General features: G+C 69.4%; 25 protein-coding genes. 8 read left to right on the top strand and 17 right to left on the bottom strand.

Annotation, left to right across the window (positions count from 1 at the left end):
• The 3 genes from argJ to BU28_RS26700 all read left to right on the top strand — a co-directional run bounded on the left by argJ (position 1) and on the right by BU28_RS26700 (position 2,090).
• Entirely contained in the window at positions 1-1,443 is a 1,443-nt protein-coding gene (gene argJ, locus BU28_RS0121555) for a bifunctional glutamate N-acetyltransferase/amino-acid acetyltransferase ArgJ (protein WP_028721283.1), read from the top strand.
• On the top strand, positions 1,440-1,838 hold the full coding sequence (locus BU28_RS0121550; protein WP_028721282.1) for a (deoxy)nucleoside triphosphate pyrophosphohydrolase: 399 nt from the start codon (positions 1,440-1,442) through the stop codon (positions 1,836-1,838). The genes argJ and BU28_RS0121550 overlap by 4 nt, the downstream gene beginning before the upstream one ends.
• A 120-nt stretch (positions 1,839-1,958) precedes the next feature.
• Positions 1,959-2,090, top strand: a complete 132-nt coding sequence (locus BU28_RS26700) for a hypothetical protein (protein WP_028721281.1) — start codon at positions 1,959-1,961, stop codon at positions 2,088-2,090.
• A gap of 171 nt (positions 2,091-2,261) precedes the next feature.
• Here BU28_RS26700 and infB read toward each other — a convergent pair whose 3' ends face one another.
• The 6 genes from infB to pip form a co-directional block, all read right to left on the bottom strand.
• The gene (infB, locus tag BU28_RS0121540) at positions 2,262-4,799 is read right to left on the bottom strand and encodes a translation initiation factor IF-2 (RefSeq protein WP_028721280.1); all 2,538 of its coding nucleotides are present in this window, start codon (positions 4,797-4,799) and stop codon (positions 2,262-2,264) included.
• A 7-nt stretch (positions 4,800-4,806) separates the two neighbouring features.
• Complete coding sequence (locus BU28_RS0121535; RefSeq protein WP_028721279.1) at positions 4,807-5,427, bottom strand: RNA-binding protein; 621 nt, start codon at positions 5,425-5,427, stop codon at positions 4,807-4,809.
• A 15-nt stretch (positions 5,428-5,442) separates the two neighbouring features.
• The gene (gene nusA, locus BU28_RS0121530) at positions 5,443-7,059 is read right to left on the bottom strand and encodes a transcription termination factor NusA (protein ID WP_028721278.1); all 1,617 of its coding nucleotides are present in this window, start codon (positions 7,057-7,059) and stop codon (positions 5,443-5,445) included.
• Between the two features lie 3 nt (positions 7,060-7,062).
• On the bottom strand, positions 7,063-7,671 hold the full coding sequence (gene rimP / locus BU28_RS0121525) for a ribosome maturation factor RimP (protein ID WP_028721277.1): 609 nt from the start codon (positions 7,669-7,671) through the stop codon (positions 7,063-7,065).
• Positions 7,672-7,804: 133 nt separating this feature from the next.
• Positions 7,805-8,257, bottom strand: coding sequence for a tryptophan-rich sensory protein TspO (gene tspO, locus BU28_RS0121520; protein ID WP_028721276.1), 453 nt, complete (start codon positions 8,255-8,257; stop codon positions 7,805-7,807).
• An 8-nt stretch (positions 8,258-8,265) separates the two neighbouring features.
• The gene (gene pip / locus BU28_RS0121515) at positions 8,266-9,261 is read right to left on the bottom strand and encodes a prolyl aminopeptidase (RefSeq protein WP_028721275.1); all 996 of its coding nucleotides are present in this window, start codon (positions 9,259-9,261) and stop codon (positions 8,266-8,268) included.
• A 51-nt stretch (positions 9,262-9,312) separates the two neighbouring features.
• Here pip and ubiG point away from each other — a divergent pair, with 51 nt between their 5' ends.
• The gene (ubiG, locus tag BU28_RS0121510) at positions 9,313-10,065 is read left to right on the top strand and encodes a bifunctional 2-polyprenyl-6-hydroxyphenol methylase/3-demethylubiquinol 3-O-methyltransferase UbiG (protein WP_028721274.1); all 753 of its coding nucleotides are present in this window, start codon (positions 9,313-9,315) and stop codon (positions 10,063-10,065) included.
• 18 nt (positions 10,066-10,083) lie between these two features.
• Here ubiG and BU28_RS0121505 read toward each other — a convergent pair whose 3' ends face one another.
• The 4 genes from BU28_RS0121505 to BU28_RS0121490 are packed head-to-tail and all read right to left on the bottom strand — an operon-like array spanning position 10,084 to position 12,467.
• Positions 10,084-10,587 (bottom strand): MarR family winged helix-turn-helix transcriptional regulator, encoded by a 504-nt coding sequence (locus BU28_RS0121505; protein WP_051578371.1) that lies wholly within the window; start codon positions 10,585-10,587, stop codon positions 10,084-10,086.
• Positions 10,580-11,434, bottom strand: coding sequence for a carbon-nitrogen hydrolase family protein (locus BU28_RS0121500; protein WP_028721272.1), 855 nt, complete (start codon positions 11,432-11,434; stop codon positions 10,580-10,582). Before BU28_RS0121500 ends, BU28_RS0121505 begins: the two co-directional genes overlap by 8 nt.
• 11 nt (positions 11,435-11,445) lie before the next feature.
• Positions 11,446-11,709 carry a glutaredoxin 3 gene (gene grxC, locus BU28_RS0121495; protein ID WP_028721271.1) on the bottom strand — a complete coding sequence of 88 codons (264 nt, stop codon included), beginning with the start codon at positions 11,707-11,709 and terminating at the stop codon, positions 11,446-11,448.
• A gap of 29 nt (positions 11,710-11,738) precedes the next feature.
• Entirely contained in the window at positions 11,739-12,467 is a 729-nt protein-coding gene (locus tag BU28_RS0121490; protein ID WP_028721270.1) for a double zinc ribbon domain-containing protein, read from the bottom strand.
• 31 nt (positions 12,468-12,498) lie between these two features.
• Between BU28_RS0121490 and BU28_RS0121485 the strand changes: the two genes are divergently transcribed.
• Positions 12,499-13,338, top strand: a complete 840-nt coding sequence (locus tag BU28_RS0121485) for a methyltransferase domain-containing protein (protein ID WP_028721269.1) — start codon at positions 12,499-12,501, stop codon at positions 13,336-13,338.
• Positions 13,335-14,363 (top strand): ferrochelatase, encoded by a 1,029-nt coding sequence (hemH, locus tag BU28_RS0121480; protein WP_028721268.1) that lies wholly within the window; start codon positions 13,335-13,337, stop codon positions 14,361-14,363. Before BU28_RS0121485 ends, hemH begins: the two co-directional genes overlap by 4 nt.
• A gap of 216 nt (positions 14,364-14,579) precedes the next feature.
• Here the strand turns inward: hemH and BU28_RS0121475 are convergent, their stop codons facing one another.
• Complete coding sequence (locus BU28_RS0121475) at positions 14,580-15,233, bottom strand: L,D-transpeptidase (protein WP_028721267.1); 654 nt, start codon at positions 15,231-15,233, stop codon at positions 14,580-14,582.
• A gap of 228 nt (positions 15,234-15,461) precedes the next feature.
• Here BU28_RS0121475 and dalA point away from each other — a divergent pair, with 228 nt between their 5' ends.
• Both dalA and BU28_RS0121465 read left to right on the top strand, forming a co-directional pair.
• Entirely contained in the window at positions 15,462-16,037 is a 576-nt protein-coding gene (gene dalA / locus BU28_RS0121470; protein WP_036764010.1) for a divisome-associated lipoprotein DalA, read from the top strand.
• A gap of 316 nt (positions 16,038-16,353) precedes the next feature.
• Positions 16,354-16,734, top strand: a complete 381-nt coding sequence (locus BU28_RS0121465; RefSeq protein WP_028721265.1) for a GFA family protein — start codon at positions 16,354-16,356, stop codon at positions 16,732-16,734.
• Between the two features lie 95 nt (positions 16,735-16,829).
• Here BU28_RS0121465 and BU28_RS0121460 read toward each other — a convergent pair whose 3' ends face one another.
• From BU28_RS0121460 to hslO, 6 genes are all read right to left on the bottom strand, one after another.
• Positions 16,830-17,354: a L,D-transpeptidase family protein gene (locus tag BU28_RS0121460; RefSeq protein ID WP_081791501.1), complete on the bottom strand. Its 525-nt coding sequence runs from the start codon at positions 17,352-17,354 to the stop codon at positions 16,830-16,832.
• A gap of 66 nt (positions 17,355-17,420) precedes the next feature.
• Positions 17,421-18,656, bottom strand: a complete 1,236-nt coding sequence (locus BU28_RS0121455; protein WP_028721263.1) for a class I SAM-dependent RNA methyltransferase — start codon at positions 18,654-18,656, stop codon at positions 17,421-17,423.
• Positions 18,657-18,686: 30 nt separating this feature from the next.
• On the bottom strand, positions 18,687-20,540 hold the full coding sequence (locus BU28_RS0121450) for an ABC transporter ATP-binding protein (protein WP_028721262.1): 1,854 nt from the start codon (positions 20,538-20,540) through the stop codon (positions 18,687-18,689).
• A complete protein-coding gene (locus BU28_RS24055) occupies positions 20,533-21,711 on the bottom strand; it encodes a CCA tRNA nucleotidyltransferase (protein ID WP_036764005.1) in 1,179 nt (392 codons plus the stop codon). The genes BU28_RS0121450 and BU28_RS24055 overlap by 8 nt, the downstream gene beginning before the upstream one ends.
• Positions 21,708-22,307 (bottom strand): CoA pyrophosphatase, encoded by a 600-nt coding sequence (locus BU28_RS0121440; RefSeq protein ID WP_028721261.1) that lies wholly within the window; start codon positions 22,305-22,307, stop codon positions 21,708-21,710. Before BU28_RS0121440 ends, BU28_RS24055 begins: the two co-directional genes overlap by 4 nt.
• Positions 22,307-23,320, bottom strand: coding sequence for an Hsp33 family molecular chaperone HslO (hslO, locus tag BU28_RS0121435; protein ID WP_028721260.1), 1,014 nt, complete (start codon positions 23,318-23,320; stop codon positions 22,307-22,309). The genes BU28_RS0121440 and hslO overlap by 1 nt, the downstream gene beginning before the upstream one ends.
• Positions 23,321-23,398: the final 78 nt, after the last annotated feature.

Below are 23,398 nucleotides of genomic sequence, written 5' to 3'. Positions count from 1 at the left end.
ATGGCCAAGGCGAAGCGCGACGAGTCGGACAAGCTGAAGACGCTGAAGAAAAAGCTGAAGAAGCTCAAGCAGGCGGCGCGCGGCGCCGAGGCCCCGGCCAAGGTCAAGGCCAAGGCCAAGCCCGAAAGCCGGCCCGAAAGCCGGGTCGAGGCCGTCAGCCGCTCGGTCGCTGACGCGGCCCGGGCGCAGGCCGCCAAGAAGGAAAAGAAGGTCTCGCCCCTTGCCCCCGCGACCTTCCCCGCGCTGCCGGTGATCGAGGGCGTGGAGTTTGCCGCCGGCGCCGCGGGCGTCAAGTATCAGGGCCGTACCGATGTCATGCTGGTGCGGCTGGCGCCCGGGACGGCCATCGCCGGGGCCTTCACCAAATCCTCGACCCGGGCGGCCAGCGTGCTGGACTGCCAGGCCAAACTGGCGCTGAAGCCTGACGCGGGCGCGGGCGCGGCGATCATCGTGAACTCGGGCAATGCGAACGCCTTCACCGGCCGGAACGGGCAAGAGGCGGTGGACAAGGTGACGGGCGCGGTCGCCTCCAGCCTGGGCATCCCGCGCAACCGCGTCTTCTCAAGCTCGACCGGCGTGATCGGCGAGCCGTTGCCCGCCGAGCGCATCACCGCGGTGATCGGGGCGCTGGGGCAGGGGCTGTCGGCCAGTGGCGCAGCCGATGCCGCCCGCGCCATCATGACCACCGACACCTTCCCCAAGGGCGCCGCCGCCAGCTTCCAGGCCGACGGCGGGACCATCAACATCGTCGGCATCGCCAAGGGCTCGGGCATGATCGCGCCCGACATGGCGACCATGCTGGTCTATGTCTTCACCGACGCGCGGATCGCCCCCGAACTGCTGCAACGCATCCTGAATGGGCAGCTTGCCGGCACCTTCAACGCGATCACGGTGGACAGCGACACCTCGACCTCGGACGCGCTGATCCTGGCGGCGACCGGGCGCAGCAAGGCGGCCGAGATCACCGACCTGCGTTCGATGCCTGCGCGGCGGTTCGGGCGCGCGCTGGGGCAGGTCATGCTGGATCTGGCGCAGCAGGTGGTGCGCGACGGCGAGGGCGCGACCAAGTTCGTCGAGATCCAGGTGACGGGGGCAGCAAGCCATGCCGATGCCCACCGCGTCGCCATGTCCATCGCCAATTCGCCCTTGGTCAAGACCGCCATCGCGGGCGAGGACGCGAACTGGGGCCGCGTCGTCATGGCGGTCGGCAAGTCCGGCGCCCAGGCCGACCGCGACCGGCTGACCATCCGGTTCGGCGACATGGTGCTGGCCGAAAACGGCTGGCGCGCGCCCGACTACGACGAGGCCAAGGCCAGCGCCTACATGAAGCGCGACCATCTGGTGATCGGCGTGGACCTGGGCCTGGGCAAGGGCCGGCGCACGGTCTGGACCTGCGACCTGACGCATGGCTACATCGACATCAACGCCGATTACCGCTCATGAAAACCGTCCTGGTCGCTGCCGTCGCTCTGATCGACCGCGACGGCCGCGTGCTGCTGGCCCAGCGTCCGCCTGGCAAGGCCATGGCGGGGCTGTGGGAATTCCCCGGCGGCAAGGTCGAGCCCGGCGAAACGCCCGAGGCCGCGCTGATCCGCGAATTGCACGAGGAGCTGGGAATCGAGACCTGGTCCTCGTGCCTGGCGCCCCTGACCTTCGCCAGCCACAGCTATGACAGCTTCCATCTGCTGATGCCGCTATTCGCCTGCCGGCGCTGGGGCGGCGTCCCCATGCCGCGCGAAGGCCAGACCCTGGCTTGGGTGCGGGGCGAACATTTGTGCGATTACCCCATGCCACAGGCCGATATCCCCTTGATTCCCGCCCTGCGAGAGTGGATATGAGGCTTATCTATCACAGGAAGGCCACAAAGACTTCGCTCTCTGCCATCCTGTTACACATTCTTAGTTAATGTTTAATGATTTTGTGGCAATGCTGAAACTCTGTAGAGGAGGAGATCGGACATGATTCGCACGATTACGATCGGCAGCTGCATTTCTGTCCAGGGTGTGTTCGAGCGTCAGGCGTCGAACGGGAACATCATCGTTCGCGTCGGCAGCAAGACTTATGAAGGCAAACCCGTGGTCATGGCCTGAACCAAGGTCGGAAACAGTGCCGCATAGACTGGCGGGGCCCGACGGGGCCCCGCCTTTTCTTTCGTCGCGGGCGGTGATTCGCGGCCGGGCCCGGATGTAAACATCAGACCCGAGCGTGTAAAAAAGGGGCCGGTCCGAAGACCCGCCCCTCTTGTTCCGCAGACGCGTGGCTTACAGCTGGCGCTGCACTTCCTCGCGCTCGAAGATTTCGATGACATCGCCCTTGCGGATGTCGTCGTAGTTTTCAAAGGCCATGCCGCATTCCTGGCCGGACTGCACTTCCTTGACCTCGTCCTTGAAGCGCTTCAGCGTCTTCAGCGTGCCTTCGTGGATCACCACGTTGTCGCGCAGCAGGCGCACGCCCGCCGAGCGGCGCGCCACGCCTTCGGTCACAAGGCAGCCCGCGACATTGCCGACGCCGGTGACGCGGAAGACTTCGCGGATCTCGGCATAGCCGATGAAGTTCTCGCGCACCTCGGCGGAAAGCAGGCCCGAGGCCGCCGCCTTGATGTCATCCACCAGGTCGTAGATGATCGAGTAATAGCGGATCTCGACCCCCTTCTGGTTGGCGGCGTTCCGCGCCGGGGCGTTGGCCCGGACGTTGAAGCCGATGACCGGCGCCTGCGACGCCTCGGCCAGGCCGATGTCCGATTCGGTGATCGCACCGACGCCGTAATGCAGCACGCGGACGCGCACCTCGTCGTTGCCGATCTTTTCCAGCGCCTGGACGATGGCTTCCGCCGAACCCTGCACGTCGGCCTTCACCACCACGGGCAGTTCGGCGACGCTTTCGTCGGCCTTGGCCTTGGCCAGCATCTGGTCCAGCGTGATCGCGGCACCGGCGGCGGCGCGCTTGTCCTTGGCGGCCTGCTCGCGGTAATCGGCGATCTCGCGGGCCTGCGCCTCGGTCTCGACCACGTTCAGCACGTCGCCGGCTTCGGGCGTGCCGTTCAGGCCCAGCACCTCGACCGGGACCGAAGGTCCGGCCTGGTCGACGCGCTCGCCCTGGTCGTTGATCAGCGCGCGCACCTTGCCCCACTGCTCGCCCACGACAAAGATGTCGCCGCGCTTCAGCGTGCCGTTCTGAACCAGAACGGTCGCGACCGGGCCGCGGCCCACGTCCAGCTTGGCCTCGATCACCGCGCCCTGTGCCGGGCGGTCGGGGTTGGCCTTCAGCTCCAGGATCTCGGCCTGCAGGGCAATGGCTTCCAGCAGCTGGTCCAGGCCCTGGCCGGTCTTGGCCGAAACCTCGACGTCCTGCACGTCGCCCGACATCGCCTCGACGACGACCTCGTGCTGCAGCAGGGCCGTGCGGACCTTTTGCGGGTCGGCAGACGGCTTGTCGACCTTGTTGATCGCCACGATCATCGGCACCTTGGCGGCCTTGGCGTGGTTGATCGCCTCGACCGTCTGGGGCATCACGGCGTCATCGGCCGCGACCACCAGCACCACGATATCGGTCACCTGCGCGCCACGGGCCCGCATCGAGGTGAACGCCGCGTGGCCGGGCGTGTCGAGGAAGGTCAGCAGCGCCCCGTTCGAGGCCTTCACCTGATAGGCACCGATGTGCTGGGTGATGCCGCCGGCCTCGCCCGCCACGACATTGGCGTGACGGATCGCGTCCAGAAGCGAGGTCTTGCCGTGGTCGACGTGGCCCATGATCGTGATGATCGGGGCGCGCGGCTTCAGGTCCTCGGGCTTGTCCTCGACCTGGTCGATGACCTGCTCCACATCCGCATCCGAGACACGGACGGCGCGGTGGCCGAATTCGTCGATCACCAGCTCGGCCGTGTCGGCGTCGATGGCCTGGTTTCCGGTCACCATCAACCCCATGCGCATCAGGGACTTGATGACATCGGGTGTGCGCTCGGCCATGCGGTTCGCCAGTTCCGACACCAGGATGGTCTCGGGCAGCTGCACGTCGCGCACCTGCTTTTCCTGGCGCTGGCTGCCGCCCATGGCCTTTTGCCGGGCTTTTTCCTGCTTGCGCTTCATCGCGGCCAGCGACCGCTGGCGGCCGCCTTCGCCGTCCATCGCCTGGGACAGCGACAGCTTGCCGGTGCGGCGGCTGTCGTCGCTGTTCTTCTTGCGGCTGTCGCGGTCGTCGGCGGGCGCGCGGTCGCGTTCGGTCTTGCGCGGCGCGGCGGCGCTGACGCCCTTGGTCTCGGCGCGCGACGCCGCCGCCTCGGCCGCGGCGCGGTCGGCGGGGGCGGGACGGGCCTCGGGGGCCTTGGGCTTGGTGACCTCGGCCTTCTTCTGGGCGCGCAGCTCGGCTTCGCGGGCGCGGCGCTCGTCTTCCTCGGCCTTCAGGCGCAGGGCTTCCTCGCGTTCGCGGTCCTCGCGCTCCTTGGCCTCGGCTTCCAGGCGGCGGCGCTCGCGCTCTTCCTCGCGGGCCTTCTCATCGGCCTCGCGTTGCGCGGCTTCCTCGACTTCGCGGGCCTTGGCGGCGCGCAGCGCGGCCATGCGGCGCTCCATCTCGGCGTCCGAGATGCCGGCCGGGCGTTTGGAAGGATCGCCGCCGACAGCCGAGGGCGAACCCGAACGCGACCCGCCTGCCGCGCCGGTCTTGCCCGGCACGACAACGCGCTTGCGCTTGATCTCGACCGCGACATTATGGGTCCGGCCGTGGCTGAAGCTTTGCTTCACCTGGCCCGAACGACCAGAGCCGCCACCAAGACCCAGGGGTTTCTTTCCGTCAGTATCGCTCATTCCGATTTCATTCCTTCCCGGCGGCCGCATTGCCGCCGTCATGCCCGCGCAGACCGTTCAGTCTGCTCGCGTCCCTGATCAGTCTGTCGGTCAGGCCCCCCGGCGCAAGCGCGCTGTGTATGACATGATCCCGCCCAAAGGACAAACCCAATTCTGATGCGGTCAGGCAGCCGAACCAGCGCCCGCCGGGCGGCGTCCACAGCTTGCCCTTGCCGCGCTCCGATCCGTCGCTGGCCTGCAAAAGCACGCGGGCCTTGCCCGCCGCCAGCCAGTCCTTGACCTTTTCGAAACCGGCCACCGCCAGGCCGGCCTTGCGGGCCAGGGAAAGGGCATCCGTCACCCGTTTCGCCAGCCCCGAGTCTATCATGGAAAGCAGCTCGGGCGGAGCGGAAACCTGCGCCTTCGCCCCGCGCGAGAACAATCCCTTCGTTGCCGCCCGGTCCAGAGCGGCGCGGTCGGCCACGACCCAGAAGCCGCGGCCCGGCAGCTTTTCGGCCAGATCGGGCACGACCTGCCCCTCTGGCCCCGCGACAAAGCGGATCAACCCGGCCTTCGGCTGGGTTTCGCCCGTCACGATGCAGCGGCGCTCGGGCGTTTCGCGGTCCTTGGTCCGGCCCCCGCGTGTCATCAGGCTCCCGGGGCGTTACACCCCGGCCTCCTGTTCGTCTTCGCCCTCGACTTCGGGCGTCTCGGCCTCAAGCTCGGTCGGGTCGACCCAGCCCAGCATGACGCGGGCGGTCATCACCATGGCCTGCGCATCCTCCAGCGACACGCCGAAGGGCTCCAGGATGCCTTCGTCCTTCTTGCGCTGGCCGTTCTCGGTGGTCCAGCCGCCGGCGATCTCCCAGTCGGCCAGGGTCGCGAAATCCTCGAGCGTCTTGACGTCGTCCTTGGCCAAGGCCTCGACCATCTGGGGCGTCAGGCCCTCGAACTCGATCAGGCTGTCCTCGGCGCCAAGCGCGCGGGCGCTTTCCAAGGCGGCCTTGTTCGCGGCCTCCAGGTTCTCGCGGGCGCGGGTCTGCAGCTCCTCGGCGGTCGATTCGTCGACGCCCTCGATGGACAGCAGCTCGTCCAGGTCGACATAGGCGACCTCTTCCAGGTTGGTGAAGCCCTCGGCCACCAGCAACTGGGCGAAGAACTCGTCCAGGTCCAGCGCATCCATGAACAGCTTGGTGCGGGCGTTGAACTCGGCCTGCCGGCGCTTCGACTCCTCCTCTTCGGTCAGGATGTCGATGTCGAGCCCGGTCAGCTGGCTCGCCAGCCGCACGTTCTGGCCGCGCCGGCCAATGGCCAGCGAAAGCTGCTCGTCGGGGACCACGACCTCGATGCGGCTCGCGTCCTCGTCGAAGACGACCTTGGCCACCTCGGCGGGTTGCAGCGCGTTGACCAGGAAGGTCGCCTGATCGCCCGACCACGGGATGATGTCGATCTTTTCGCCCTGCAATTCGCCCACCACGGCCTGCACGCGCGAGCCGCGCATGCCGACGCAGGCGCCGACCGGGTCGATCGAGTTGTCATAGCTGATGACCGCGATCTTGGCGCGCGAGCCGGGATCGCGGGCGACGGCCTTGATCTCGATCACGCCGTCATAGATCTCGGGCACTTCCATCTTGAACAGTTCCGCCATGAACTGCGGATCGGTGCGCGACAGGAAGATCTGTGGGCCCCGCGCCTCGCGGCGCACGTCCTTGACATAGGCGCGGATGCGGTCGTTCGGGCGATAGCTTTCGCGGCCGATCTTCTCGTTGCGGCGCAGGATCGCTTCGCCGCGGCCCACGTCCACGATGATGTTGCCGTATTCCTCGCGCTTGACGACGCCGTTGATGATGGTGCCGGCGCGGTCCTTGAATTCCTCGTACTGGCGGTCGCGCTCGGCCTCGCGGACGCGCTGCAGGATCACCTGCTTGGCCGATTGCGCGGCGATGCGGCCCAACTCGACCGGGGGCACCTCGTCCACGATCTCGTCGCCCACCTTGGGGTCGTCCAGATAGGGGCGGGCCTGCGCGATGGTCACCTGCGCCTGATAGTTCTCGACCGCGTCGTCCTCGACCACGGTGCGCACGCGGGTGAAGGTCGCGTTGCCGGTCTTGCGGTCGATCTTGACCCGGATGTCCATCTCGCTGCCGTAGCGGGACTTGGCCGCGCGGGCCAGGCTGTCCTCCATCGCCTCGATCACCAGATCGGGGTCGATCATCTTCTCGCGTGCGACGGCCTCGGCGGTCTGCAGCAGTTCAAGCTGGTTGGCAGAGGTGATGGCCATTCCTCACTCCTTCGCAGCGGCGTTATCCTCGCCGGCTTCCGTTTCGATCTCGTCAAAGGCGCTTTCGTCGAGGTTCTCGATCTGCACGCCCGCTTCCTTCTTCTGCCGCAGCATCTCGGCGATCAGTTCGTCGGTCAGGACCAGCTTGGCGTCCGACAACCAGTCGAAGTTCAGGCCGATGGTCTGGACCGCGCCCGCTTCCTCGATGTTCAGCAGCACCTCGTCGCCCTCGACGCCGGCCAGCACGCCCTTGAAGCGCTTGCGCCCGTCGATGGGCTGGTTCGTTTCCAGCCGCGCCTCGTAGCCCTCGAAGGTCGCGAAATCCTTCAGCCGGGTCAGCGGGCGGTCGATGCCGGGGCTGCTGACCTCAAGATGATAGGCGTCCTCCAGCGGGTCCTCGACATCCAGCACGGCGCTGACCGCCGTCGAGATGTCGCCGCAATCGTCCACGTTGATCCCGCCCTCGGGCCGGTCGGCCATGATCTGCAGCGTCGCGGTCTTGCCGCCCTGCAGACGGATGCGCACCAGTTCGAACCCCAGATCCTCGATCACCGGGGAAATGATCTCGGCCAGGCGCCGGTCGATGGCGGTCTTGGCGATGAGGTCGGACATGTCGCTATCCCAAATGAAAAACGGGCCGTCAGGGCGGCCCGTGCGTCTTACCGGTGGGCAGGACCTTGGACCTGCGCCGCTGTTGAGCGTCATATAGGCCAGGCCCGCAACGATTGCAAGGGAAAGCCGGGGCTCAGGCCCCCGCGCCGGGATTCATCTGCCACAGACGATAGTTCAGCGCCCCCGCAAGGCTCAGCCAGGCCAGATAGGGCAGCAGCAGCGCCCCCGCCAGCCGGTCCAGCCGGAACGCCAGCACCGTCAGGGCGGCGACGACCAGCCACAGCAGCGCGATCACCGCGACCCCCATCCCCATCCGGTGCGCGCCAAAGAACACCGGGGTCCACAGCGTGTTCAGCGCGATCTGCGCGGCCCACAGCGCCATGACCAGCCCCGCGCCCGGCAGATGCGCCAGCCGCGCGCCCGCCCAGGCGATCAGGACGTAAAGCGTGGTCCAGGCCACCGGAAAGGCCCAGCGGGGCGGGTTGAACCAGGGCTTGGCAAGCCCGTCGTACCAGGCGCCGGGCTGGAACAGGATGCCCGTGGCACCGGCGGCGGCGCAGGCGATCAGCAGGATCAGGAAGGTCATGGCAGTCCCTAATAGGCGCGGCCGTCGCGCGCCGCATCCCTGAAACCGTCCATCGCGCGGACCAGTTCCGCGGCGATTCGCGGCTCGCTCAGCGCGTGGCCGGATGCCGGGACCAGCCGCAGTTCCGCCCGGTCCCAGCCATCGGCCAGCTCCCACGCGGTCTGCGGCGGGCAGACCATGTCATAGCGGCCCTGCACGATGACCGCCGGCAGATGCTCGATGCGGTGGCGGTCGCGCAGCAGCTGGCCTTCCTCAAGGAAGCAGTCATGCGCGAAATAATGGTTCTCCAGTCGGGCAAAGGCGCGGGCATAGTCGGGCGGCGCATGGCCGGGGCCGCTGATCTCCAGTCCCGCCAGGGCGTTTTCCCAGATCAGCCAGGGCAGGGCATAGCGGATTTCCTGGCCGCGGTCGCCGCCGAACAGCCGGCGGTGATAGGCGCCGATCATGTCGTGGCGCTCGGATTCCGGGATCGGGGCCTGGAACTCGGCCCAGCGGTCGGGAAAGAACCGGGCGACGCCGCCGCCATAGAACCAGTCGAGCTCGGACCGCCGGCCTAGGAACACGCCGCGCAGCGCCAGCGCCAGCACGGCCTCGGGATGGGTCTCGGCATAGGCCACGGCCAGGGTGGCGCCCCAGCTGCCGCCGAACAGGATGGCACGGTCGATCCCCAGGTCGCGGCGGATCATCTCGATATCGTCGATCAGGTGCCGCGTGGTGTTGCCCTCGACCTCGGCATGGGGGCGCGAGCGGCCGCAGCCGCGCTGGTCGAACAGCACGGCGCGGTAATGGCTCGGGTCGAAGAAGCGGCGCATGTAGGGGCTGCAGCCGCCGCCCGGGCCGCCGTGCAGCACGATCACCGGGACGCCGTCCGGGTTGCCGCTCTGCTCGACATGGATGACATGGCCCTGGCCCACGTCGATCTGGCGCTGGTCGAAGGGCTCGACCATCGGATGCAGCCTGCCGTGCGGCGATGCACCGCCGATTTGCCCTGCCAATCTGTCCATGCCCCCACTATATAACGCCCGGCGCGCGCCCGCCATATCAAGGACGGCCTGATGACCCAAAGACAGCACACCAGCAGCATCGACCCCGCCGAGGTCGCCAAGTTCCAGGCCATGGCCGCCGAATGGTGGGACCCGCAGGGCAAGTTCAAACCGCTGCACATGCTGAACCCGACCCGGCTGGACTATGTAACCGCGCAGGTCGCCGCGCAGTTCGGCCGCGACCGCGACGCGGACCAGCCCTTTGTCGGGCTTTCCGTGCTCGACATCGGCTGCGGCGGCGGGCTGATGGCCGAGCCGATGGCCCGGCTGGGCGCGACCGTCACCGGCGCCGACGCCGCGCCGGGCAATATCGCGGTCGCCAGCCTGCACGCCCAAGGCCAGGGCCTGCCGATCGACTACCGCGCCACCACCTCCGAGGCGCTGGCGGCCGAGGGCCTGCGCTATGACGTGGTGATGGCGCTGGAAATCGTCGAGCATGTCGCCGATCCCGCCGCCTTCGTCGCCACCTGCCGCGACCTGCTGCGGCCGGGCGGGATGCTGATCCAGTCCACGCTGAACCGCACGGCCAAAAGCTTCGGCGCGGCGATCATCGGCGCGGAATGGATCATGCGCTGGCTGCCCAAGGGCACCCACGACTGGCGCCGCTTCATCACCCCGGACGAACTGGCCGCCATGACCGAGGCCGCCGGCCTGCGCGTGGTGGACCGCTGCGGCATGGTCTTCAACCCCCTGGGGTGGAGCTGGTCGCTGTCGCCCCGCGACCTGTCGGTGAACTACGCCATGACCGCACTGCGCGAGGACTGATCCCGCGCGGCACCGGCCTCAGCGCGTCTCGTGCGGAGTGGGGTGCAGCGTCTCCTCGAGCTGCCGGCGCAGAGCGCGCAGAACGGGCAGGGCGGCGCGAACGCGCTCGGCGCCGATGTCGCGCACCACGTCGGCGATGCGCGGCATGAAGGCCGCCAGCGCCGCGTCCCGTGCCGCGCGTCCGGCCGGGCTGATCGCTACGAACTTGCGCCGCGCGTCGTCCCAGTCGGGGCGGATGTGGATGTGGCCCGCCCACTCCAGCCGCGACAGCGTGTTCGTCATCGCGCCGCGGGTGACGTGGAACGCCTCGGCCAGTTCGGCGGGCGTGCGCTCGACATTCAGATGCGCCAGCAGGTTCAGCACCGAGAAATGCGAGATCTGCATGCCCTTGGGCAGCGACTTGCCGATCAGGTCGCGCGCCAGCTGGTCGGCGATGAAGACCTCGGAAAACAGCCCGGCCGCCAGGGAATCGGCGGCCGCTTCGGCATTGGCGGGCAGGTCGGCAAGGCGCTTTTCAGGCATGGTCGTCTCGGGGACCGCGATAGGCCCGGTCATGGGTCAGCGATGGGATGCGGGACCGTGCCCCGACAACCCCCGCCGGGTCAAGATCAACCAGCGTGACGCCGCGTTCTTCGCCGCCGTCCCCGATCACCGTGCCCCAGGGATCGACCGCCAGGGAATGGCCGTGACTGCGCCGCACCTTGCGGTCCGGGCACAGGACATTCGCATGCGTCCCGCATTGCGCCGGCGCCAGCACATAGCAGCCCGTCTCGATGGCGCGGGCGCGCAGCAGCACCTCCCAATGCGCCGCGCCGGTGGTGTCGTTGAAGGCGGCGGGCACGGTCAGCACCTGCGCGCCGGCCTGCGCCAGGTCGCGGTACAGATGGGGAAAGCGCAGGTCGTAGCAGACCGTCATCCCGATCGGCCAGGGACCCATCCCCACCACCGCACGGTCGCCCGGCCGGAAGGCTGCCGATTCGCGATAGGATTCGCGGTCCGAGACGCGCACGTCGAACATGTGCAGCTTGTCATAGCGCGCCCGGATGCCGCCATCCGGCGCGATCAGGAAGCTGCGGTTGGCAAAGCGGTCGTCGCCCGCCTCTCCGGTCTTGAGCGAGAGCGAGCCGATCAGCAGCCAGATCCCCAGCGTCCGGGCATCGCCCTGCAGCGCGGCCAGCGTCGGGTCGGCGTCCTCGGTGCGCAGCACCCGGTCCTGCGTGGCGCGGTCGGCGTTCAGGATGTTCGTCGCCTCGGGCGTCAGCACCCATTGGGCGCCGGTCTCGGCCGCCTCGCGCACCAGGGCGCGCGTCTCCGGCAGGTTCCGCTCGGGGTCGTCGGAGACGCACAGCTGCACCAGCCCCGCACGCAGCCGGGGCGGGTTCATCCGCCGATGCCCAGCAGGCCGTCCAGCTTGCCCTGCGCGTCCAGCGCATGGATGTCGTCCGACCCGCCCACCGGCTGCCCGTCGATGAAGATCTGCGGGACCGAGCGCCGGCCCCCCGCGCGCCGCGCCATCGCCGCGCGCAGGTCGGGGTCGCGGCTGACGTCGGTTTCCTGATAGGCAACGCCCTTGCGCGCCAGCAGCGCCTTGGCCGCCATGCAATAGGGGCAGGTGGGGGTGGTATAGATCTCGACCTTGGCCATCGTCGTCTCCTGTGTCGCGTTCCCCCTATCTAGGTATCCTTGACCGCGCGCGCCAGCACCACGACCGAAACCGGCCCGGCGCCCGCGTGGCGCAGCGCCTCGGCCGCCTCGGCCAGGGTCGCGCCCGAGGCCATCACGTCGTCTACCAGCAGCACCGCCCGGCCCTGCAGCCGGGACGCGAAGCGCGGCGCGACCGCGATCGCGCCGGCGACATTGCGGAATCGGTCCTCCACGCTGCCGTGATCCTGCGTCGGCGTGTGGCGCAGCCGCCGCAGGGCATGGGGCAGGTGGGTCAGGCCGTGGGCGCGCGCGACCGCGTGCGACAGCAGCGCGGCCTGGTTGTACTTGCGCCTGGCCAGCCGGCGCAGATGCACCGGCACCGGCACCACCACCATGTCGGGGCGCATCAGGGGGCTCGCCGCCCGCGCCACCCAGTCCCCCAGCGCCGGCGCCAGGTCCAGCCGGTCGCCGTGCTTCAGCATCAGCGCAAGCTTGCGCCCGGTGCCGCGATAGACCAGCGCCGCCCGTCCCCGCGACCAGGGCCGGGCCTGCCGCAGGCAGTCGTCGCAGATCAGCACAGCCTCGTCCTCGGTGCCGGTGCCGTCGTCGGGCAGGGGCGCGCCGCAGCGCGAACAGGCGCAGGAGCCGACGAATTCTGCCTCGGCCCAGCAGGCCGGGCACAGGCCCCCGTCCTCGGCCACGGCATTGCCGCAGCCCAGGCATTGCGGCGGATAGATCAGCCGCAATGCGCCTTTCATCAGGCCGCGAAGCCCCCTATTGTGCGCACCCATGATACCTGCCCGCCAAAGTCCGACCCCCCGCCTGACCGACCGCCCCGCGCTGATGCGCAACCGGCAGCGGGCAGGCCGCATCGGCTTTGTCGATGTGCTGCATCGAATCGTCGCCGACGAGATCGAGCTTAGGCTCGCCGAGGTTAACAGACGGTTTACGGACATCGCCATCGTGACCGGGGCCCCCGGTTTCTGGCAGCCGCTGTTCCCGCAGGCCCGCGTGGTGCCCGACGCGCCCGACCTCGAGCTCGCCCCCGGCGCCCATGACCTGGTGATCCACGCCATGGCGCTGCACTGGGCCGAGGACCCGGTCGGCCAGATCGTGCAATGCGCCCGTGCGCTGCGCCCGGACGGGCTGTTCATCGCGGCCCTGCCGGGCGGGCGCACGCTGTCGGAACTGCGCGAGGCGCTGGCCCGGGCCGAGGCCGAGGTGTCGGGCGGTCTTTCGCCCCGCGTCCTGCCGATGGGGGAAATCCGCGACCTGGGCGCGCTGCTGGCCCGGGCCGGGCTGGCGCTGCCGGTGGCCGACCAGATCGTGCAGCCCGCCAGCTATCGCAGCCTGATCCACCTGGGCCACGACCTGCGGGCCATGGGCGAGGGGAACGCGCTGGCCGCCCGCCTGCGCCGCCCCACACGCCGCGCCGTGCTGCTGCGCGCGGCCCAGCTTTACGCGGAAAGCCATCCCGATCCCGACGATCCCCAGCGCATCCGCGCGACCTACGAACTGGTCTTCCTGACCGGCTGGGCGCCCGATGCCAGTCAGCAAAAGCCGCTTCGGCCTGGCTCGGCAAAGATGCCGCTGGCCGAGGCGCTGGCCAGCACAAGGAAACTGCAATGATCCCAGACCACGCCCCGGCCGGGCATCCGGCCATTCCGCCCCGCCGCGTGGGGGTGCTTGTCGCCAATCTGGGCACGCCGGACGCCACCGACTACTGGTCGATGCGGCGCTATCTGAACGAGTTTCTGTCCGACAGGCGGGTGATCGACCTGCCGCGCTGGAAATGGCAGCCGATCCTGCAGGGCATCATCCTGACCAAGCGCCCGTTCAGCTCGGGCGCGAACTATCGCTCGATCTGGAACACCGAGGCAAACGAAAGCCCGCTGATGACCATCACGCGCCAGCAGGTGGCGGCGCTGCGTGACCGGGCGCAAGCGCTGTGGGGCGACCGGGTGATGGTCGATTTCTGCATGCGCTACGGCAACCCCTCGACCGAATCGGTGGTGGACCGCATGGTCAAGGCCGGCTGCGACCGCATCCTGTTCCTGCCGCTTTACCCGCAATACGCCGGCGCAACCTCGGCCACGGCGAACGACCAGTTCTTTCGCGCGCTGATGAAGCAGACCTGGCAGCCCGCCGCGCGCACCGTCGCGCCCTATTTCGACCGGCCCGACTATATCGAGGCGCTGGCCGCCTCGGTCGAGCGCGCCCTGGGCGGCCGCCAGCCCGCGCGGCTGGTCGCGAGCTATCACGGCATGCCCAAGCGCTATCTGATGCAGGGAGACCCCTATCATTGCCAGTGCCAGAAGACCTCGCGGCTGCTGCGCGAACGGCTGGGTTGGCCCGAGGGCGTCATCGACACGACCTTCCAGTCGGTCTTCGGCCGCGAGGAATGGCTGAAACCCTATACGGTCGAGCATGTCGCCGAGTTGGCCCGTCAGGGCGTGACCCGGATCGCGGTGGTGTCTCCGGCCTTCTCGGCCGATTGCGTCGAGACGCTGGAGGAGATCCAGGGCGAGATCCGCCACGCCTTCGAGGCGGCCGGGGGCGAGGAGTTCACCTATATCCCCTGCCTGAACGACGATCCCGCCCATATCAAGGTGCTGACCACCCTGATCGGCGAAAACCTGGCGGGCTGGGTCTAGACCGGCCTGCCCTTTGCGCGCGCGCCATGCCGGCGGGCGGCCGAGCCGGCAGGGCCGCATGGGTATTTGAAAAACGGTGAAGGGCTGGCGTTGCGTCTGTCCGGGCGGGCGGGGCAGGCTTTTCGGTATACGCATGGCGTACGCCCGCAGCCGTTGCGCGGGTATGAAAAAAGGGGCCGGCAGGCCCCCTTTCTGGCTTCCGTCATGCGGTCTGCGTCAGATCAGCAGCACCTGCGTGCCGATGGTCGTCAGGTCGTAAAGCTGCTGGATGTGTTCGTTGTAAAGCCCGATGCACCCGTTCGAGGACTTGCGCCCGATCTTGCGCGTGTCGTGCGTGCCGTGGATGCGGTAATACTGCCAGCTTAGCCAAAGCGCATGCGTTCCCAAGGGGTTGTCGGGACCGGCGGGGACGAAGTCGGGCCATTCGGGGTTGCGCTTCTTCATCTCGGGGGTGGGGGACCAGGTCGGGCCCTTGACCTTCTTGATGATCTCGGTCCGGCCGGTGCGGGTCAGGTCGGGGCTGACCGGGACCGAGGTCGGGAACAGCTTGTAGACCGTCTGATCCTCGGACCAGTAGTGCAGCGCGCGCGAGGTCAGGTCGACCAGGATCGCGCCATTGGTCAGGTCGCTGAAGTAGGGCTGCCAGTCCTGCATGCGGAAGCTGCTGATATTGCGCCGCGAATCCTGATTGGAGTCGTATTGCACCATGCCAGCGTCCGGCGTCGCGCCCGCCGCTCCGGTGCTTTGCAGCGCCTGGCCCGTATAGGGGTCGATGCCCTGCGCGATGGCGGGCGCAGCCAGGCCCGCGGCGCCAAGCGCCATCGAGGTGGAAAGGAATTTCCGACGCGAGACCGGATTTTTCGGCGTCATCTTCTGTCGCTCCTGAATGTTCGTCGGACCGCCTGGCGCGGCCTTCTCTGCCCGATTTGCGATGGGGTCGTGACTGGCGCGATACGCCTCTCGCGTGCGGCTTTCAATTCAAACAAGCGTCATTGTCGCAACAGAGTCGCAGGCTGTTGCGCTCACGCAATCTTGGGTTTGAAGGGCCGCGCGCGCTTTTGTAAGGCTGGCGCAAAAGATCATCCGGGACAGAACGACATGCTGAGAATTTCAACCCTGGCGCTTGTTTGCATGCTGGCGCTGGCGGGCTGCCAGTCGGCCCCGCAGCAGCAGCTTGGCCCCGATGGCCAGCCGCTGCCCGTCGCCTACAAGATCACCCCCAAGGAAGAGGCCCAGATCGCCCCGCGCGTCATGGCCCAGATCAACGGGCTGCGGGCCAACGTGGGCGCGCCGCCGGTCGCGCAAAGCCCGATGCTGGACCAGGCCGCCAAGGCCCATGCCCGTGACATGTCGGCACAAAACCGGGCCTGGCACTTCGGGTCGGACGGCTCCTCGCCGCTGGACCGGATCCGCCGGCAAGGCTATTACGGCCATCTGATCGGCGAGAACATCTCGGAAACCTACGAGAACGACATCACCACGCTGAACGCCTGGATGCAGAACCGCGACACGCGTGACGTCATCATGGACCCGCGCGCAACCGATTTCGGCATCGGCTGGTATCAGGAGCCCTCGGGCAAGATCTGGTGGGTGCTGCTGACCGGCGGCGCCGGGGGCACGCCGATGGCGGCGGGCGGCTATACGCCCGGGGCAGTGACGGCGGCGCCGCTGTAGGCGCGCGCGAACGGAGCCATTCGAGACTGATTCGCGCGTGATTCGGGGCGGGCCGGTACGGCACCGCCCCTTTTTCTGCCATGGCCGTGGCGGGCGTCCGCCGCTGATTGAAGAAGCGCAACGCATGCCCTTGATCGTGCTGCAAAACGCCCTGTGACCTGCGTGCACCGCGCGTACACAGCCCGTACACCGGGCGGCGGACGGCCGAGGGTTCCCAGACGCGGTGATTCGGCCCCGGCGCATTGCCTTGCGCGCCCTTTTGGCCAAGGCTGGCCCCTTGGGCGCGCGCGGGCGGCCCTGAGGAGGAGGGATCGGCATGGAGGAGAATGTCACCGGAGGGTGCCTGTGCGGCGCCGTGCGGGTCGAGGCGCGGGGCCGGCCGGACCGGGTGGCGCTGTGCCATTGCCTGGACTGCCGCAAGCATCACGGCGCGCTGTTCTATGCGGCGGCGATCTTTCCCGCCGCGGCCGTCACCGTTAAGGGCGCGTTGCGCGCCTACAAGGGGCGGTGCTTTTGCCCGGCCTGCGGATCGTCCGTCCTTGCGCGCTATGGCGACGAGATCGAGCTGCACCTGGGCGCGCTGGACGCCCCCGACCGCTTTCAGCCCGAATACGAAAGCTGGACCCTGCGGCGCGAGGCCTGGCTGCCGCCCTTTGACCTGGCGCGGCATTACGAGCGGGACCGCGAGGGGGCCTGACAAAGGGGGGAAAGGCGGGGGCCGGGCGCCCCGGCCATCCACGCGCGGCCAGTGGCGCGCGGCTGCCGCGCGCGCGCGCGCGCCGGGCCTGTGCGTCAGGGATAGATGAACACCGGCACGCCGGGGTTGATCATCGCGAAGATCTCCTCGATCTCCTCATCCGTCACGGCGATGCAGCCGGCGGTCCAGTCGGGGCGGTTCAGCTTGCGGCCCAGGGGCCCCAGGCCGTGGATCATGATGTCGCCGCCCGGGCGCAGACCCAGCGCCGCCGCATGGGCGATGTCCTTGGTCGAGGGATAGGAGATCCCGACCGAAAGGTGATAGCTGGACCGCGGGTTCTTGCGGTCGATGAAATACATCCCTTCGGGCGTGCGGCCGTCGCCTTCGTATTCCTTGGGACCGACCGGCTGCGGGCCGAGGTTCACGTCATAGCTGCGCAGCACCGTCCGGCCGCTGAGCAGGTACATCTTGCGATCACCCTTCTTGACGACGATCTGCGTCACCGGAGGACCGCTGTAGCTTTTGAACTTGCTGGGTGCCGGCTGGCTGCTGTCACCACCGCAGCTTGCCACCAGCACAAGCGCGACCACCGCGATTGCTGCGCGAATTGCCCGTATCATCCACTGCCCTCTGTGTGCTGAAGCACTTCTCGTTGAGGGTGTAATAGCACGAAGGTAAAGAAATCGCTAGCGTCGGCGAATTTCCGCCACGGTTTCGACATGGGGCGACCAGCGGAACTGGTCGATGACATAAATCCGTGAAATCGAAAGACCTTGATCGGCAAGGATCCGCGCATCCCTTGCGAAAGTGACCGGATCGCAACTGACCCAGGCCAAGGTTTCAGCCGGCGACAGCGCGATCTGGCGGGCCTGCGCCTCGGCCCCGGCGCGGGGCGGGTCGATCACGATCGCGTCATGGGTCAGTTCGTCCGGCAGCAGGGGGCGGCGCGCGAGGTCGCGAACCTCGGTCGTGATTCGGTGCAGCGGCGGCGAGGCGGCGCGCGCCCCGGCGGCGAGCGCGTCGAGCGGCGCGGAGAGCCCCTCGACCGCATGGACCCGGGCGGTTTCGGCCAGCGGCAGGGAAAAGGTGCCGCAGCCCGCAAAGAGGTCCAGGACAGCGCGCGCGCCCCGCGTGATGTCGCGCACGGCGGCGAGCAGCGCGGCCTGCCCCTCTGGCGTGGCCTGCAGGAAGCCGCCGGGCGGGGGGACGACGCGGGCGCGGCCGAAGCCCAGGACGGGCGGGCGGCGGGTGATCGACTGGCCGTCCTGATCCGGCCCCGCCCAGGTCAGCCGCGCCCAGTCGCCGCGTTCGGCCAGCACGGCCAGCCGGGGCAGCAGCGCCGCGTCCATCGGCTTGCCGCCCGTCACCGCCACGTCGAGCCCCGCGCCGGTTTCCGTCACCGTCAGGGCCATCTCGCCCGCGCGCGTGCCGCCGGCCACCACCAGTTCGCGCAGCAGCGGCAGGGCGGCGAGGATTGCCGGGCGCAGCACCATGCAATCGGCAATGTCCACGATCACGTCCGAGGCGCGGGCGTGAAAGCCCAGCAGCGCGCCCTTTTTCGTGCGCCGGCCCGAAAGCACCGCCCGCCGGCGCGACCGGGGCGGCGAGACATGGACCCCCGCGACGGGCGCGGCGAGCCCCTGCGCGCGCAGCGCCTGCGTCACGACGCCGACCTTCCAGTCGCGCAGGAAGGATTCCGAGCCGTGCATCAGCGAACAGCCGCCGCAGGCGCGGTAATGCGGGCAGGGCGCGCGCACGCGGTCGGGCGAGGGCTTCACGATGCGGGGGGCGGCGATGCGGCCGTCCGCAGCCTCGCCCTCGATCACCTCGCCGGGCAGGGTCAGGGGGGCGAGCGCCTTGTCGGTGCCCGACAGCGCCACGCCGTCGCCCTTGCGGCCGAGCCGTTCGATTGTCCAGATCATGCGGGGGGCCAGATCATGCAGGGGTCCAGATCACTCGGCGGCCTCCGCCGGGTCGTCGTCGGTGCCGAGGAAGCCGCCGGACTGCCGGCTCCAGTAGCGGGCATAGGTGCCGCCCTGCGCCAGCAGGTCGGCGTGGCTGCCCTGTTCGACGATGCGGCCCTGTTCCATGACGACGATGCGGTCAAGCTGGGCGATGGTGGACAGCCGATGCGCGATGGCCAGCACCGTCTTGCCCTGCATGGCGCGGGTCAGGGCGTCCTGGACCTGGGCCTCGACCTCGCTGTCGAGCGCGCTGGTGGCCTCGTCCAGGACCAGGATCGGGGCGTCCTTGAGCAGGGCGCGGGCCAGCGCGATGCGCTGGCGCTGCCCGCCCGAGAGCTTGACCCCGCGTTCGCCCAGGTGCGCGTCATAGCCGCTGCGGCCCTGGTGGTCGCGCAGGGTCAGGATAAAGTCATGCGCCTCGGCCGCGCGGGCGGCGGCGATGATGTCCTCCTCGGTCGCGTCGGGGCGGCCATAAAGGATGTTGTCGCGGGCCGAGCGGTTGAACATCGCGGTTTCCTGCGTGACCATGGCGATGTTGCGGCGCAGGCTTTCCTGGGTCACCGTGCGCAGGTCGTGGCCGTCGATGCGGACCGCGCCGCGTTCGACGTCGTAAAGCCTGAGCAGCAGGGCGACCATGGTGGACTTGCCCGCGCCCGAGGCGCCGACGATGCCCAGCTTTTCGCCCGCCGCGATGTGCAGGTCGAGGTCGCGGATGCCCGCGCCGTCGTCCCGGCCATAGGCGAAATCGACGTGGTCGAAGTCGATCCGGCCCTGGACCCGGCCCAGGGCCAGGGCGTCGGGCGCGTCGGTCAGGGCGTGGGGCGGGGACAGGGTCTGCATCCCGTCCTCGACCTCGCCGATGGAGCCCCAGACGCCCATCAGCGCCATGCTGACCCAGCCGGTCATCTGCGCGAGCCGCATCGAGATCGCCCCGGCCGCCGCGATGTCGCCGGCCGTGGCCGCGCCCTCGCGCCACAAAAGGAGCGTGCCGCCGATCAGCACCACCGGCAGGGCGCCGGCGACGAACATCAGCGAAAAGCGGAACCAGGTCGAGACGCGGCCGAAGTCCAGCGCGCGTTCGCGGAAACCTGCCATGGCGCCGAGGGCGGCGCGGTCCTCGTGCTCGGCATGGGCGAAGAGCTTGACGGTCTTGATGTTGGTGATGGTGTCGACGACCTGGCCCGTGACCATGGCGCGGGCCGAGGCGCGGCTGGCCGAGCGGGTGCGGATGCGCGGCAGGAAGAAGCGGATCAGCCCGGCGTAGGCCGCCAGCCAGACCAGCATCGCGACCGCGCCCCAGCCGTCCACCGACACGAGGAACGCCGCCGAGCCCAGGATCGAGGCCAGCGCGAAGGCCACGACGTTCACGAACTCGGTCGCGACATCGGTGACGGCGCGGGCGGTCTGGGTCTGCTTCTGCGCGATGCGGCCGGCGAAGTCGTTGTCGAAGAAGGTGACGGAATGGCCCATGGTCCAGCGGTGCAGCCGCGACAGCACCAGCGGGAACAGGTTCGGGCCGATGATGACGCTGGAGCTGGCGGTGGAAAAGCCGAAGATCGCCGGCCGGATCACCAGGAAGAACAGCACGAAGCCCGCGATCAGCGCGCCCTTGTCGGCCAGCAGCCGGTCGGGCGTGGTCGTCACCACGGCGTCGATCACCCAGCCCAGCATCACCGCCGAGACGATGTCCGCGATCCCGCTGAGCGCCGAGGCGATGGCCGCGATGGTCAGCCCGCCCCAAGCCCCCGAGAGGCACCAGCGGAAAAAGGCCAGCAGGCTGCGCGGCGGCGGGCCTTCGGCGGGGCGGAAGGCGTCGATCATGCGGGCGAAACGGTCATGCATCCGGTTGGCTTTCGTTCCCGCGCGCGATGCAAAGCAGCGTGTCGCGGTCCAGCGTGAAGTCGCTGTCGGTCCAGGCCTGGCGGGCGGCGCGCAGGGCGTCGCCCAGCGCCTCGCCCTGCAGCGCGGGCATCAGGTCGGCGGCGGCGAGCGGAAAGACGGCCGCCGCGCCCCGCGCGATGTCGTGGCACCAGCCGAAGGCGGGGGCCTGGCCGCGCGCGGCGCGGATCAGCACCGATTGTGCGGCGACGGTGCGGCCGAAGCGATGCGCGGCCAGCGCCGGCGGCAGGGCGAGCGCCTGCGCGATCTGGTCGAGCGCGCGGCCCTCGTCCCGCGACAGGCGCAGGGCGGGAACCGGATCGGCGGGCCCGAGCAGCGCCAGCCGGCGGGGAAAGGCCGGCAGCGCGCCGGTGCCGTATTCGCGTTCGACCTGCACGAGGTCGGGCAGGTCGCCCGGATCGGCGCCGGGCAGGATCAGGGGCAGCACGCCCGCCTCGGCCATCAGGGCCACGGCGGGGGCGGGATCGGCGGCGGACAAAAGCTTGCGCATCTCGTGCCCGATGCGTTCGCGCGAAATTCCCGACAGCCCCGCCCGCAACTCGCGGCAGGCGGCCAGGGCGCGGGCATCCGCCTCGCGCCCGTAGCAGGCGAGGAAGCGGTAAAAGCGCAGGATGCGCAGGTAATCCTCGGCAATGCGCTGGGCGGGATCGCCGACAAAGCGCAGGCGGCGCGCGGCGAGATCGGGCAGCCCTCCGACCGGGTCCAGCACCTCGCCCGTGCGCGTGGCGTAAAGCGCGTTCATGGTGAAGTCGCGGCGCCGGGCGTCCTCGGCCAGGTCGTCGGAAAAGGCCACCACCGCATGGCGGCCGTCCGTCTGCACGTCGCGGCGAAAGGTCGTGACCTCGAAGCCGCGGCCCTTGCAGAGCACCGTGACGGTGCCGTGGTCGATGCCGGTGGGGACCGCGCGCAGCCCGGCGCGTGCCACGATGCGCATGGTGTCCCGCGGCAGGGCCGAGGTCGCGATGTCGATGTCCGAGACCGGCACGCCCAGCAGCGCGTTCCGGACCGCGCCGCCGACGACCAGCGCCTGATGGCCCGCGCCTTCCAGCGCGCCCAGCACCCGCGCCAGGTCGGGATCGGACAGGAAGGGGGCGGTGATGCGGGAAACCGTCATGCCGAAAGCCTCAGCGCAAGGGAATGAAGCACGCGCGCGGTGGCGCCCCAGATGTAATAGGGCCCATAGGGCGCGACGTAATAGGACCGCCAACCGCCGCGCCAGCGCCGCCGCTCGATGCGGTAGCGGGTCGGATCGGCGACATGGGCGAAGGGCACGCGAAACGCCTCCTCGACCTCGCCGGCCTCGGGAACGGGGGTGAAATCGCCCCGGATCAGGCCCAGGACCGGGGTCATGGCATAGTTCGTGACCGTGCGATGCGCGGGCAGCACGCCCAGCACGTCGACCTGCGCGGGATCGAGCCCCACCTCCTCCTGCGCCTCGCGCAGGGCGGCGGCGGTTTCGTCCGCGTCGCCGGGGTCGACCTTGCCGCCGGGCAGCGCGATCTGGCCGGGATGGTTGCGCAGTCCCGAGGCGCGCTTGGTCAGCAAAAGCCGGCCCCGCGCGTCGAAGGCCACCAGCACCCCGGCCGGCCGCAGCGCCGCCCCGTCCGGGACCAGCGCGTCGAGGTCATAGTCCGACGAGGGCACCGCCGCAGGAACCGACAGCGCCGCCATCAGGCGGTCGCGCAGCCCGGCCTGCGGCAGGACCTGCATCAATGCGCCGCCCGCGCCGAGGGCAGGGGCCGCCCGGCCTGGTCCACGGTCGCCTCGAACCCCAGGCTTTCGGGATCGAATTCGTAATGCGCGCCGCAGAACTGGCAATCGGCCGTCACCACGCCGTCGTCGTTGATCATGTGGCCGATGTCCTTGCGCGAATAGATCGACAGCGTGCCGCGCACCTTGTCGGCGCTGCACGAGCAGCCGAATTCCAGCGCCTGGCGGTCGAAGGCCGCGGGCTCTTCCTCGTGGAACAGGCGGAACACCAGGTTCGGCAGCGGCAGGGCGGGATCGACCAGTTCCATCGCCTCGACCGTGGCCATCAGCATGGTCGAGCGGTTCCAGTCCTCGGATTCCGCGCCTTGCAGGATGTCGGCGGTTTCCAGCTCCTCGCCCTGTTCGGTCGGGACGCGGGGCTGGGCGGGCAGGGTCTGGACCATGATGCCGCCGGCGCGCCAGTCCTGGTTGGCCTGGCCGGACAGGCGGGACTGGCCCACCGCCAGTTCGAACCGGGTCGGCAGCTGTTCGGACTGTTCGAAATAGGTCTGCGCGCAGGCCGCGAGCGAGCCGCCCGCCAGCGGCGTCATGCCTTGGTAAGGGGTCGTGCCTTCGCCCTGGTCGATCAGCACGGCGAAATAGCCCTGGCCGATCTGGTCGAAGGCGGGTTCGCCCTCGGCCAGCCGGTCGGGGTCGAAGCTGGCCCAGGCGCGGATGCGGGCCGGCGCGCCTTCGGTCGCGGGGGCGTAATAATCGGTCGCGATGGTGCGGATGGCGCCGTTGCCGCGCACCTGCAGCGACAGTTTCCAGCGCAGCTTGATGGTCGGGCCGATCAGCGCGGTCAGCGTGACCAGTTCGGCGACCATCGCGCTGACCGCGAGGGGATAGTCGTGGCGCGACAGGATGTGCTGGAGCAGCGGACCCACCCGGGCGGTCCGGCCGCGCATGCCCGAGCGTTCCAGCTGAAAGGGCAACACGCTGTCGTCCCAGGAAAGGTCCTTTGTCATAGCCATGGTGATTCCTTCGGAATGATAGGGCCGCGCCCGACGCGGGGAATGGGGGCGCGCTTTGCCCCCTTATATAGGCCGCGG

Source organism: Paracoccus yeei ATCC BAA-599 (assembly GCF_000622145.1).
GTDB classification, from domain to species: Bacteria; Pseudomonadota; Alphaproteobacteria; order Rhodobacterales; family Rhodobacteraceae; genus Paracoccus; species Paracoccus yeei.
This window is presented reverse-complemented; position numbering and strand designations above follow the sequence as displayed.